The following is a 13,135-nucleotide window of genomic DNA, read 5'->3' as shown; positions in this document are numbered from 1 at the left end:
TTCGATCCGGTGACCGCCCCCGGCGCGCTCGTCCGAGCGGTCCGGTGCACATTTCAACGCTTGTCAATACCCCTTCACCCACGCGCCGTTGAGTCGTCACGCGCCGCCAGATCGCTACCCGCCGGTAAGCCCTAGGGTCGAACCATGCGCCGAGCGAAAATCGTCTGCACCCTGGGTCCCGCGACGGACTCGTACGACCAGATCAAGGCCCTGGTCGACGCCGGAATGGACGTGGCCCGCTTCAACCTCAGCCACGGTGAGCACGCCGAGCACGAGGAGCGGTACCGAAGGGTGCGCAAGGCCGCCGACGAGACCGGCCGCAGCGTGGGACTCCTCGCCGACCTTCAGGGTCCGAAGATCCGCCTGGGCCGCTTCGCCGAGGGGCCCGTACTCCTCGAACGCGGGGACTCCTTCACCATCAGCGTCGAGGACGGCGTCGAGGGCGACCGCCACCTGTGCGGCACCACCCACGCCGGCCTCGCCGAGGACGTCACCCCGGGGGAGCGCGTCCTCGTGGACGACGGCCGGGTCACCCTCGAGGTCACCGCCGTCGACGGCCCCCGTGTGCACACCACTGTCGCCGAGGGCGGGGTGGTCTCCGACCACAAGGGCCTCAACCTCCCGGGTGTCGCCGTCTCCGTGCCCGCCCTCTCCAAGAAGGACGAGGACGACCTGCGCTGGGCGCTGCGCACCGGCTTCGACGTCGTCGCCCTCTCCTTCGTCCGCAGCGCACGCGACATCAAGGACGTCCACCGGATCATGGACGAGGAGGGCCGCAGGCTCCCCGTCATCGCCAAGATCGAGAAGCCGCAGGCCGTCGAGGCGCTCGACGAGATCGTCGCCGCCTTCGACGGGGTCATGGTGGCCCGCGGGGACCTGGGCGTCGAGATGCCGCTGGAGCAGGTGCCCATCGTCCAGAAGCGCGCCGTGAAGCTGGCCCGGCGCAACGCCAAGCCGGTCATCGTCGCCACCCAGATGCTCGACTCGATGATCGACAACGCCCGGCCCACCCGCGCCGAGGCGTCCGACGTCGCCAACGCCGTCATCGACGGCACCGACGCGGTGATGCTCTCCGGCGAGACCAGCGTCGGCAAGCACGCCGTGGAGACTGTGCGCACCATGGCCCGCATCGTCGAGGCCGCCGAGGAGGACATCCTCGCCCGCGGCCTGCCGCCGCTGAGCGAGCACAACAAGCCCCGCACACAGGGCGGCGCCGTGGCCCGCGCGGCCGCGGAGATGGGCGACTTCCTCGGCGCCCGGTTCCTGGTCGCCTTCACGCAGTCGGGTGACACCGCCCGCCGCCTGTCCCGCTACCGCTCGCCGATCCCGCTGCTCGCCTTCACCCCGGACCCGGCCACCCGCTCCCAGCTCAGCCTGTCCTGGGGCGTGGAGACCTTCCTGGGCCCGCACGTCGAGTCCACGGACGCGATGGTCGACCAGGTCGACGAGCTGCTGCTGCGGTACGCGCGCTGCGCGAAGGGCGACGCGGTCGTGATCACCGCCGGCTCCCCGCCCGGGGTCTCCGGCTCCACCAACATGGTCCGCGTCCACCACATCGGCGAGGACGACAGCCCTCGGTAGCGCGGCCGGACGGACGATACGCGAAGAAGCGGATGTTCACCGAAAAGGCGGACATCCGCTGGCAAATGGTGACCTTGGATTCTAAGGAAAAGTACCCCGGGTCGGATTCGAACCGACGCTGGATGGTGTTTGAGACCATTGCCTCTACCGCTGGGCTACCGGGGCGCCCTGCAAAACGAAGGTCGACGGTCACCCGCCGTGCCCCCACCTTACCGCAGCTCGGTACGCTCTTGTCAGCAGTACCGGCCTGCCTCGCACCAAGGAGCCCACGTTGAGCGCCCCCGAGTCGCCCCAGCCCGCAGACGTGCCCGACGACGACAAGTCGCACGTGCCGCCGATGACGACCCGCGTGGTCATCGCCGAGGACGAGGCATTGATCCGGCTCGATCTCAAAGAGATGCTCGAGGAGGAGGGGTACACGGTCGTCGGCGAGGCCGGCGACGGTGAGCAGGCCGTCGAGCTGGCGCGCGAGCACCGCCCCGACCTGGTGATCCTCGACGTGAAGATGCCCAAGCTGGACGGCATCTCCGCGGCCGAGAAGATCGCCGAGGAGTCCATCGCCCCCGTACTGATGCTGACCGCCTTCTCGCAGCGCGACCTGGTCGAGCGGGCGCGGGACGCGGGCGCGATGGCGTATCTGGTCAAGCCGTTCAGCAAGAGCGACGTGGTGCCCGCGATCGAGATGGCGGTCTCCCGGTTCACCGAGCTGAAGGAGCTGGAGCGCGAGGTCGCCGACCTCAGCCAGCGCCTGGAGACGCGCAAGCTGGTGGACCGCGCCAAGTCGGTGCTCCAGACGCAGTACGGCCTGAGCGAGCCGGCCGCGTTCCGCTGGATCCAGAAGACCTCGATGGACCGGCGTATGTCGATGCAGCAGGTCGCGCAGGCGGTCATCGACGACGCCGAGGAGAAGAAGGCCGCGAAGGGCGGCTGACCTGCCGTCACACGGACGCCGAAGGCCCGCACCCCGTGAAGGGGCGCGGGCCTTCCGCCTGCCGGGTCAGTCCTCGCCGAGGTAGGCCTTGCGGACCGACTCGTCGTGGAGCAGGTCGCGGCCGGTGCCGGAGAGGACGATGTTGCCGACCTCCATCACATGGCCGTGGTCGGCCAGCGACAGGGCCGCCTGGGCGTTCTGCTCGACGAGCAGGATGGTGGTGCCCTGCGACTTCAGCTCGGCGATGGTCGCCATGATCTTCTGCATCATGATCGGCGACAGACCCATGGAGGGCTCGTCGAGCATGAGCAGCTGCGGACGGGACATCAGGGCCCTGCCCATGGCGAGCATCTGCTGCTCACCGCCGGACAGGGTGCCGGCGGCCTGCTTGCGGCGTTCCCCGAGGATGGGGAAGAGGTCGTAGGCGCGCCGGATGTCCTGCTCGATGCCCTGCTTGTCGCTGCGCAGGAAGGCGCCGAGGCGCAGGTTGTCCTCGATCGTCATGCGCGGGAAGATGTGCCGCCCCTCGGGGGAGTGGGCAAGACCCAGCGAGACGATCTTGTGGGCGGGGACCCTCTTCAGCGACCTGCCGTTGAACTTGATCTGGCCGCCGACCGGCTTCAGCAGCCCGGACAGCGTGCGCAGGGTGGTGGTCTTGCCGGCGCCGTTGGTGCCGATCAGGGTGACCACTTCGCCGGCCTCGACGCTGAACGAGATGCCCTTGACGGCCTGGATCTTGCCGTAGGCGACTTTCAGGTCCTCGACCTCGAGCAGTGCGGTCATCGGTCGTTCTCCTTGCCGGGCGCGGCGTCCGTGGTGGCCTCGGCCTCCGCCTCCGCCTGTGCTTCTGTCTCGGCGTCCGTCGTCTCGGCGTCCGTGGCTTCGGCGTCGGCGGAGTGGCCGGCCTCGGCGGCCGCCTCCGGCCGCGGGTCCGCCTCGGCCGTCTCCTCGGTTGCCTCGCCCGCGGGCGCCGGGGCGCCGGCCGTCTTGGCGGGCGACTGGGGCCGGCCCGCCGCCTCGGCCGCCGCTTCCGCGGCCTCGACCTCGGCGACCTCGGCGGCGCCGGGGTCGTCCGCCAGCGGCTCACCGATGTACGCGGCGATGACCCGCTCGTCGCCCTGGACGGTGGCCGGGTCGCCCTCGATCAGCTTCTGGCCCTGCACGAGCACGGCGACCCGGTCGCAGAGGTTGAAGATGAACCGCATGTCGTGCTCGATGACGAGGACCGCGGTGCCCTGGTCGCGGATGGCGAAGATGAGTTCCTCGGCCGCCCGGGTCTCCTGGGGGTTCATGCCCGCGGTGGGCTCGTCGAGGAGCAGCAGCCCCGGCTCGCTGGCGAGCGCGCGGGCGATCTCCAGCTTGCGCTGCTCGCCGTAGGGGAGGTTGCGCGCGAGCTGGTCGGCCTTCTCGGCGAGGCCTACGAACTCCAGCAGTTCCAGGGCGCGGGCGCGGGAGGCGGCCTCGGCCTTGTGGAAGCCGGGCCCGCGCAGGACGGCCGACCAGAAGCCCTCCTTGGTGCGGGTGTGGCGGCCGACGAGCACGTTTTCCAGGACCGTCATGTTGGCGAACAGACGGATGTTCTGGAACGTGCGGGCGATGCCGGCGGCGGTCACCTTGAAGGACTTGGGCGGCAGCACCTTGTCCTTGTAGCGGACCTCGCCCTCGGTCGGGATGTACAGCCCGGTCAGGCAGTTGAAGAACGTGGTCTTGCCGGCGCCGTTGGGGCCGATCAGACCGACGATCTCGCCGCTGCGCACGGTGAGGTCGACGTCCTTGACGGCGGTGAGGCCGCCGAACCGCATGGTGACGCCGCGCGCGTCGAGGACGACGGAGCCGGGGGCGGGCGGGCCCGCGGCGCTGTCCTTGGTGATGGTGTCGGTGGTCATGGTGGTCAGGCCCCCGTCTTGCTCAGGACTGTGGGCGCGTCGGCCTCTTCGTGGAACTCCAGCTGGCGGCGCCGGTTGGGGATGAGGCCCTCGGGACGGAAGCGCATCAGCAGCACGAGCGCGAGACCGAACGCGAGGAGCTGGTAGTCGCCGAGGAACTGGAGCTTGTTGGGGATCAGGAAGAGCAGCGCCGCACCGATGAGGGGTCCGGCGATGGTGCCCATTCCGCCGAGCACGACCGCGGCCAGCAGGAAGGCGGAGTTGGGCGGGGTGGTGCCGGCGAACAGGTACTGCTCGGGGGTCACGGTGTACGTGACGTGCGCCTGGACCGTGCCGGCCAGACCGGCGAGGGTGGCGCCCACGGCGAAGGCGATGAGCTTCACCCGGAAGCCGTTGATGCCCATGGCGAGCGCGGCGGTCTCGTCCTCGCGGATGGCGACCCAGGCACGGCCGATGCGGGAGTCGCCGCTGCGCCGGAAGACGAGGACGACCACGGCCGTGATGAGCAGCATCAGGAAGAAGTAGTTCGCGAACCGGCCGATGGTGAAGCCGCCGATGTCGTGCGCGACGCCCAGGTCGAAGCCCAGGATGTTCAGGTCCGGGATGGACGCGATGCCGTTGGAGCCGTTGGTGATGTCCGGACCCGAGGTGCCGTCGGTGTTGTTCACGGCGATACGGAAGATCTCACCGAAGCCGAGGGTCACGATGGCCAGGTAGTCGCCGCGCAGCCGCAGCGTCGGTGCGCCGATCAGCACACCGAAGACCAGCGAGGCGATCGCACCCACCAGGACGGCGGCCCAGAAGGGGAAGTGCACGCCGAACGGCGAGCTGGGCGAGCCGGAGACCAGCGCGGCCGCGTAGGCGCCGACGCCGAGGAAGGCGACGTAGCCGAGGTCGAGCAGGCCGGCGAGGCCGACGACGATGTTCAGGCCCAGGGCGACGGTGGCGAAGATCAGGATGTAGACGCCGAGGGTGGCGTACTGGTCGTCGGTCTGGGTGAAGGGGAACAGCGCCGCAGCGATGAACGCGCCGCACACGGTGATGTTCTGGTGGCGGGCGCTGATCTGGGAGGCGTGGGCGATCAGGCCGGAGCGGTTCAGCGCGCCGAACCCGAAGCCGGCGGTGATCAGGAAGCCGACGAACAGCTCGTCGTACTCGGTTCCGATGCCGTAGGTGAAGACGACCAGGGCCACCGCCAGGACGGCGACGATGATCAGGATCTCGGCGTACGACGGCAGCGTGCGCACGGGACGCGGGGAGCCGGAGGCGAAGGCCGCGCGCAGCACGGCCATGGTGTGCGCGGCGTCGTGCGTGAACTGCTCCCAGCCGCTCGCCTCGGGGTCGATCGGGTCGGGCTCGGGCCGCTCGAAGGGGAGGGCCAGGGCGCCGATCAGGGCTATGAGCGTGGCGGCGGCGACGATGTAGCCGCCTGGCTCCAGGTTGACGACTCCGCCGAGCTCGACGCTGATCGAGACGACGGTGTACCAGGCGGTGGCGAAGGTGCCGAGCACCGCGTACTTCACGGCCGCGTCGGCGCCGGCCGGAGTGAGCCAGCCCAGTCCCTTGACGCCGTAGGAGGCGAGGCAGAACAGGGTGGCGAGGGCGCCGCCGACCAGGACGAGCACCTGGAGGCCGCCCGGGTAGCCGTAGAAGGTGAGGTCGCCGGGGAAGGCGGCCGTCCAGGTCCAGGCGAGGAAGGTCGAGACGACGGCGAGCACGCTGCCGCCGGTGGCGAGGGCCCGCCCGAGGTGCGCGGGGATGCCGATGAGCCCGGAGGGGGTGTTCGGGGCGGGTGCGGCCACGGTCTTGGTCGCTGTGGTCTGTGTGGTCATCGGTGTCACGCCCTGTCCGCGACGCGCTCGCCGAGCAGGCCCTGTGGCCGGAACAGGAGCACGAGGATGAGGAGGATGAAGGCCCAGACCTCGGCCCAGGACTGGCTGCCGAACTGGTCCAGGCCGGGGATGTCCGCGATGTAGGCGGTGGCCAGGGTCTCGACGACGCCGAGCACCACACCGCCGATCATGGCCCCGTAGATGTTGCCGATGCCACCGAGCACTGCCGCGGTGAAGGCCTTGAGGCCGAGGATGAAGCCCATCTTGAAGTCGATCTGACCGTACTTCAGACCGCTGGCGACACCGCCGACGGCGGCGAAGACGGCGCCGAGGGCGAACGCGATCACGATGATGCGGTCGGTGTTGACGCCCATCAGCTTCGCGGTGTCCGGGTCCTGCGCGGTGGCCTGCATGCCGCGGCCGGTGCGGGTCCGCATCACGAAGTAGGCGAGGAACGCCATGCTGAGGGGGGCGGCGACGATCAGGAAGATGTCGCCCGTCTGGATGGTGGCGCCGCCGATGGAGAAGGGGCCGCCCTCGATCTGCGGGAAGGCCAGCTTGGACTTCGCCTCCGGGTAGAAGGCCCAGACGGCCTGCTGGAGCGCGAGGGAGAGACCGATGGCGGTGATCAGCGGGGCCAGACGGGGCGCGCCGCGCAGCGGGCGGTAGGCGAACCGTTCCGCTCCGATGGCGACCAGCACCGACGCGATCATGGCGCCTATCAGCATGAGCGGCAGCGCGACCCACATGGAGGTGCCGTCCGGCAAGACGTACAGATGCACGGTGATGGCGCCGAAGGCGCCGACCATGAAGATCTCGCCGTGGGCGAAGTTGATGAGCTGGACAATGCCGTAGACCATTGTGTAGCCGATGGCGACCAGGCCGTACATGGATCCCAGTAGCAGGCCGTTGACCAGCTGCTGCGGCAGTTCGTTCACCGCATGTCCTCCGAGACTTTCGGAATGTTCGACGGATGGGCCGGAACCGAGTCCGCGCGGGGCGCCAGTGGAACAGCGCCCCGCGCGGCTCGTGGGAGTGGTGCGGCGGAGATCAGCCGGTGAAGGTGCCCGACTTCACGGTGGCCCAGTCGCCGCCCTTGACGGTGTAGACGGTGAGCTGCTTGTTGGTGGCGTCACCGAACTCGTCGAAGGAGACCTTGCCGGTCACACCGTCGAAGGAGACGTTCTGCATGGCGTCGACGACCTTGGCGCGGGCGTCGTCCGGCAGCTTGCCGTCGTTGTCCTCGACGACCTTCTTGACGGCCTCGATGATGGCCCAGGCGGAGTCGTAGGAGTAGCCGCCGTAGGCCTCGTAGGCCTCCTTGTAGCCCTCGGTCTCGTAGTTCGCGACGAACTCCTTGGCGGACGGCAGCGACTCGACGGGCGCGCCGACGGAGGTGGCGAGGTCGCCGGCGCCGGCCGTGCCGGCCAGCTTGATGAAGTCGGCGCTGTAGATGCCGTCACCGCCGACCAGCGGGATCTTCGCGCCCGCTTCCTTGATCTGCTTGCTCAGCGGGCCGGCCTGCGGGTATTCGCCGCCGTAGTAGACGACGTCGGCGCCGGAGTTCTTCACCTTGGTGGCGACGGCGCTGAAGTCCTTGCTCTCCGGGTTGATGTGCTCGGTGCCGACGACCTGGCCGCCGAGCTCCTTGAACTCCGCGGTGAAGGTGGCGGCCAGACCGGCGCCGTAGGTCTTCTTGTCGTCGATGACGAAGACCTTCTTCTTCTTGGCCTCGTTGAAGACGTACTGCGCGGCGAACGGGCCCTGGATGGCGTCGGTGGTCGCGGTGCGGAAGTACGACTTGTACGGCCGCTCCTTCTTGGTCTGCCAGTTCACGCCCTGGGTGAGGGCGGGGTTGGTGTTGGCGGGGGAGACCTCGACCAGCTTGGCCGTGTCGAAGACCTTCTGCATCGACTCGCCGACGGAGGAGTTCAGCGGGCCGACGACGCCGAGCACGTCCTTGTTGGCGACGAGCTTGGTGGCGTTCTGCTGGCCCACGGAGGCCTGGCCCTGGTCGTCGAGCGCCTCGATCTTGAAGGTGACGCCCTCGACGTACTTCTCCTTGTTGGCGATCTTCGTGGCGAGGTCCACGGAGTTCTTGATGCCCAGGCCGAGCGCGGAGAGGTCGCCGGTCAGCGGCGCGTCGACGCCGATGACGACGGTGGTGTCACCGTTGCCCGAGTCCGAGCCGCCGCCGTTGTCGTCGCGAGAGCCGCAGGCGGTGAGGGTGAGTGCACCCGCCGCCAGGGCGGCGGTGATGGCGATGAGCGAACGTTGACGCACGATCCAGTCCTTTCCCCTGACAGCCGCTTCCCCGTGGAAACGGCCGAGTCGAGCGCTGGGCCGAGTGAGAATCAGGCTCCGCGGTGACTGGCCGTGACTCTAAGCGTGTGTAGGGAATGCGGAGGAGACTCTGGCCAAGGCTGTGACGCTCTTGTTATGACACGACGTATTGCAGAGCGGTACTGAGTGGGGGGAAGAGCAGAATTCCCGCCGATTTGCCCTGTCCGCATGGTGAGAAACCGCAGGAACCGGCAGGGGTGGTTCAGGTGTATCAGGCGTTTTGCTGATTACCGAAAATTGTTGCCGCAGGCCACCTCCAGGGCCGTGGACAGGTCCCTTGCGTACCGGGCGCCGAGGATGTAGCTGTGCGCTTCCTTTGCGCGCGTGTTACGCAGTGTTACGTCCAGGAAAGGAAGTCCGGCGTTCCGTGGCACTTTTCCGCATTCCGTCACTCGGACGGTGACGACGACCGTGCGGGAGCCGCCACCTTTCACTCGTAAAGGAGTTGCCGGTCGGGAGGCCAGGGACAGGCCGGCGTAGGGCTGGGAAATGCTCAGAACGGTCACCGGAGCGTCGGATTCCGTAAGCGCTTGTATTGTGAATTCAAATTCCGGCAAAGTCGTCTTCGTGTCTCTGACCTGCAGGGAGAGGTACCGGAAGGACGTCGTCTGGCTCGGGAGACGCGGTTCGGGCGGAGGGGTGGGACGGGGGCGGGTGAGGTAAAGGAGCGTCCCGGCCGCGAGCACGGCCACGGCGAGGAACGCGGCGGCCGTGGACCTCCGATGAGGTCCCGGCATGCGGATCGCAGGCCCGCTTCGGAGGTGCGGTGCGCGGGGAGAGGGGTCCGACGGGCGCGTGTCACCGTCCGGTTCGACCGGGCCGATCCCGCTCATCGCCACGGCCCCTCACCGGGACCGCCGGAGCGGTACCAGGCGGTGCAGCCTGCGCGTGCCTGACGTTCTGTCAACCTGTCGACGTCCCGCGCCCCTTGGCGGCGGGCGGCGCGCGCCGCGTCCACGACCTCGCGCAGGATGTCGTACTGCCCGCCGGACATTCCCATCGACTGGTAGTCGCCGTACCCGCGGCCGTCGAGCACCTCGCGCGACCAGTGGCGGACGATGCTCACGCACAGGTCGACGTCCGAAGTCGCCTTGGGGGACGGAGTGTCGGCTGTGGAAGGGGGAGGGGAAGGGGCGCGGGCGGTACGGGAGCCTTCCGCCGCGCACCCGGTCGCGGTCAGGGCCGCCACGAGCACGGCCAGGAGGGGCGCCCGGAACGCCCCGGCGCTGTGAGAGGTGCCACCCCGTCCCATGGCACCGAACGCTAGAGCGCCCGTCGGCCGCGGGCAATGGCGGTGACGGGCGCTGTGTGGGGGAGGTGGGGGAGAGGGGGCGGCTTTGCGGGAGTGCGGCTTGCGGGGGCGCGACTCAAAAGGCGCGGCTTGGGGGGAGCGGCTTACGGGGGTGCGGCTTGCGGGGGTGCGGCTTTCCGTACCCCCGCCGACGTCAGCCGGCCGCCTTCTCCGCGTCGCCGGGGCGGACGTCCCGCAGCAGACAGGTCAGCCGGGCGGTGCACACCCGCTTGTCCGCCTCGTCCGTGATCACGATCTCGTACGTCGCCGTGGACCTGCCCCGGTGCACCGGGGTGGCCACGCCGGTGACCAGACCGGAACGCGCTCCGCGGTGGTGCGTGCAGTTGAGGTCCACGCCGACCGCGATCTTGTTCACCCCGCCGTGCAGCATCGAGCCGACCGAGCCCAGGGTCTCCGCCAGTACGGCGGACGCACCGCCGTGCAGCAGGCCGTAGGGCTGGGTGTTGCCCTCGACCGGCATCGTCCCGACGACACGCTCCGCGGAGGCCTCCGTGATCTGCACGCCCATCCGCGTGCCGAGGTGGCCCGCCGAGAACAGCGCCCGGAGGTCCACACCGAGCGCGGCGTACTCGTCGATGACCTCCTGCGGGAACTTCACCTGCTGCGGCTCTCCCATGGGCCCGGCTCCAATCGTGCGTCGGTACGTCTGTGCCCTGAGCGAACGCTCAGTCGGTCGCCGATTGTTCCAGACGCACCACGACCGACTTACTGGCCGGGGTGTTGGAGACGTCCGCGGTGGCGTCCAGCGGCACCAGCACGTTGGTCTCCGGGTAGTACGCGGCGGCGCAGCCCCGTGCCGTCGGGTAGTGCACGACGCGGAAACCGGGCGCCCTGCGCTCCACGCCGTCCTTCCACTCGCTCACCAGATCCACGTAGGAGCCGTCCGCGAGCTTCAGCGCCCGGGCGTCGTCGGGGTTGACGAGCACCACGCGGCGCCCGTTCCTGATGCCCCGGTACCGGTCGTCCAGGCCGTAGATCGTGGTGTTGTACTGGTCGTGCGAGCGCAGCGTCTGCAGCAGCAGCCGGCCCTCGGGCAGGCGCGGGTACTCCACCGGCGCCGCCGTGAAGTTGGCCTTGCCGGTGGCGGTGGGGAAGCGCCGCTCGTCGCGCGGGGCGTGCGGCAGCGCGAAGCCGCCGGGGTGCGCCACGCGCGCGTTGAAGTCCTCGAAGCCGGGCACCACGCGCGCGATGCGGTCGCGGACCGTCGCGTAGTCCTTCTCGAACTCCTCCCACGGCACGTCGTCCTCCGTGCCGAGGACGCGGCGGGCCAGCCGGCACACGATGGCCGGCTCCGACAGCAGGTGCGGGCTCGCCGGCTCCAGGCGCCCGCGTGAGGCGTGCACCATGCCCATGGAGTCCTCCACCGTCACGAACTGCTCGCCGCTCGCCTGCAGATCGCGCTCGGTGCGGCCCAGCGTCGGCAGGATCAGGGCGCGCGCGCCCGTGACCGCGTGCGAGCGGTTCAGCTTCGTCGACACGTGCACGGTCAGCCGCGCCCGGCGCATCGCGGCCTCGGTGACCTCGGTGTCGGGGGAGGCGGAGACGAAGTTGCCGCCCATCGCGAAGAACACCTTCGCCTCGCCGTCGCGCAGCGCGCGGATCGCCCGGACCACGTCGTAGCCGTGCTCGCGGGGCGGCGCGAAACCGAACTCCCGCTCCAGGGCGTCCAGGAACGCCGGCGCGGGCCGCTCGAAGATGCCCATCGTGCGGTCGCCCTGCACGTTGGAGTGGCCGCGCACCGGGCACACGCCCGCGCCAGGACGGCCGATGTTGCCGCGCAGCAGCAGGAAGTTGACGATCTCGCGGATCATCGGCACGGAGTGCTTGTGCTGGGTGAGGCCCATCGCCCAGCAGACGACGATGCGCTCCGAGTCCAGGACCATGCGCAGGAAGCGTTCGACGTCCTCGCGGGCCAGGCCGGTCGCGGCGAGTGTCTCGTCCCAGTCCGCGGCGCGGGCTGCCTCGGCGAACTGCTCAAAACCGTGCGTGTGTCCGCGGACGAACTCCTCGTCCACCGCGCCCGGCGTGTCCAGGATCAGCTTGTTGAGGAGACGGAACAGGGCCTGGTCGCCGCCGATGCGGATCTGCAGGAACAGGTCGGTCAGCGTGGTGCCGGCGGTCAGCCCCTTGGGCGTCTGCGGGTTCTTGAAGCGCTCCAGGCCCGCCTCGGGGAGCGGGTTGACGCTCACCACGCGCGCGCCGTTCGCCTTGGCCTTCTCCAGCGCGGACAGCATGCGCGGGTGGTTGGTACCCGGGTTCTGCCCGGCGACGACGATGAGGTCGGCCTGGTACAGGTCGTCCAGGAGCACGCTGCCCTTGCCGACGCCGATCGTCTCCGACAGGGCCGAGCCGGACGACTCGTGGCACATGTTGGAGCAGTCGGGCAGGTTGTTGGTGCCGAGCTTGCGGGCGAAGAGCTGGTAGAGGAACGCGGCTTCGTTGCTGGTGCGGCCCGAGGTGTAGAAGACGGCCTCGTCGGGGGACGACAGCGCGGTCAGCTCCTCGGCGACGATGTCGAAGGCGCGCTCCCAGCTCACCGGCTCGTAGTGGTCGGCACCCTCCGGGAGGTACATGGGGTGGGTCAGCCGGCCCTGCTGCCCCAGCCAGTAGCCGCTGCGGCGGGCCAGGTCGGAGACGGGGTGCGCGGCGAAGAACTCGGGGGTGACCCGGCGGAGGGTGGCCTCCTCGGCCACCGCCTTGGCGCCGTTCTCGCAGAACTCAGCCTTGTGCCGGTGCTCCGGCTCGGGCCAGGCGCAGCCCGGGCAGTCGAAGCCGTCCTTCTGATTGACGCTGAGCAGGGTGAGTGCCGTGCGCTTCACGCCCATCTGCTGGTGGGCCATGCGCAGGGTGTGACCGATCGCGGGCAGCCCGGCGGCGGCCCGCTTCCGCTCGGCCACCTTCGGCGCGTCCTGGACCGGATCACCCTGGGGCGGCTTCGTTGCCATCGCGCACTCCTGTTCACGCACATGTGTGAGGTGGATCTCTTCGATCCTCGCATGCGGGGGGTGCGTGTACGGAGGTGCCTGCGGCGCAGGGTTCTGTGCGGTGGGGGTTGCTGTAGCGCCCAGGGTGGGGTGGGTGGTGCGGGGCCGCGGTGGGGTGGTCGTCCTCGGTCTGGCGCGAGAGTGCGTGCTGGAGAGGTTCGGGGTGTGGACGCGCCAGCCGCTGCGGGCGCCCACCCCCACCCCGTCCCCTTCCCGCCGTGGGCGGCTGCACCGACACCGGTGGCGGAGGCTGCCACCTGCCGCCC

The 13,135-nt window shown here is 69.8% G+C and carries 10 protein-coding genes and 1 tRNA gene; 2 read left to right on the top strand and 9 right to left on the bottom strand.

The features are described from left to right. Window positions 1–144: 144 nt before the first annotated feature. Complete coding sequence (gene pyk, locus MTR79_RS25070) at window positions 145–1,581, top strand: pyruvate kinase (protein ID WP_244792010.1); 1,437 nt, start codon at window positions 145–147, stop codon at window positions 1,579–1,581. Window positions 1,582–1,673: 92 nt separating this feature from the next. On the opposite strand, the gene MTR79_RS25065 is transcribed toward pyk, so the two are convergent. After that, window positions 1,674–1,746 (bottom strand) — tRNA-Leu (locus MTR79_RS25065). Window positions 1,747–1,852: 106 nt separating this feature from the next. Here MTR79_RS25065 and MTR79_RS25060 point away from each other — a divergent pair. Continuing rightward, entirely contained in the window at window positions 1,853–2,512 is a 660-nt protein-coding gene (locus MTR79_RS25060) for a response regulator (RefSeq protein WP_033273066.1), read from the top strand. Between the two features lie 66 nt (window positions 2,513–2,578). On the opposite strand, the gene MTR79_RS25055 is transcribed toward MTR79_RS25060, so the two are convergent. From MTR79_RS25055 to MTR79_RS25020, 8 genes are all read right to left on the bottom strand, one after another. Continuing rightward, window positions 2,579–3,295, bottom strand: coding sequence for an ABC transporter ATP-binding protein (locus MTR79_RS25055; RefSeq protein WP_006135514.1), 717 nt, complete (start codon window positions 3,293–3,295; stop codon window positions 2,579–2,581). After that, a complete protein-coding gene (locus MTR79_RS25050) occupies window positions 3,292–4,398 on the bottom strand; it encodes an ABC transporter ATP-binding protein (protein ID WP_244792009.1) in 1,107 nt (368 codons plus the stop codon). The genes MTR79_RS25055 and MTR79_RS25050 overlap by 4 nt, the downstream gene beginning before the upstream one ends. A gap of 5 nt (window positions 4,399–4,403) precedes the next feature. Further along, window positions 4,404–6,230 (bottom strand): branched-chain amino acid ABC transporter permease, encoded by a 1,827-nt coding sequence (locus tag MTR79_RS25045; RefSeq protein ID WP_244792008.1) that lies wholly within the window; start codon window positions 6,228–6,230, stop codon window positions 4,404–4,406. Window positions 6,231–6,235: 5 nt separating this feature from the next. Beyond that, complete coding sequence (locus MTR79_RS25040) at window positions 6,236–7,168, bottom strand: branched-chain amino acid ABC transporter permease (protein ID WP_033273069.1); 933 nt, start codon at window positions 7,166–7,168, stop codon at window positions 6,236–6,238. Between the two features lie 112 nt (window positions 7,169–7,280). Then, window positions 7,281–8,513, bottom strand: a complete 1,233-nt coding sequence (locus MTR79_RS25035) for a branched-chain amino acid ABC transporter substrate-binding protein (RefSeq protein WP_048456886.1) — start codon at window positions 8,511–8,513, stop codon at window positions 7,281–7,283. 889 nt (window positions 8,514–9,402) lie between these two features. Then, window positions 9,403–9,639 carry a hypothetical protein gene (locus tag MTR79_RS33720; protein WP_234309829.1) on the bottom strand — a complete coding sequence of 79 codons (237 nt, stop codon included), beginning with the start codon at window positions 9,637–9,639 and terminating at the stop codon, window positions 9,403–9,405. Window positions 9,640–10,018: 379 nt separating this feature from the next. Next, the gene (locus tag MTR79_RS25025; protein WP_048456888.1) at window positions 10,019–10,501 is read right to left on the bottom strand and encodes a hotdog fold thioesterase; all 483 of its coding nucleotides are present in this window, start codon (window positions 10,499–10,501) and stop codon (window positions 10,019–10,021) included. Between the two features lie 49 nt (window positions 10,502–10,550). Beyond that, window positions 10,551–12,830, bottom strand: coding sequence for an FdhF/YdeP family oxidoreductase (locus MTR79_RS25020; protein WP_086700019.1), 2,280 nt, complete (start codon window positions 12,828–12,830; stop codon window positions 10,551–10,553). Window positions 12,831–13,135 lie beyond the last annotated feature (305 nt).

It is taken from the genome of Streptomyces sp. BJ20 (assembly GCF_022869105.1).
Lineage (GTDB): Bacteria > Actinomycetota > Actinomycetes > Streptomycetales > Streptomycetaceae > Streptomyces > Streptomyces griseoincarnatus.
This window is presented reverse-complemented; position numbering and strand designations above follow the sequence as displayed.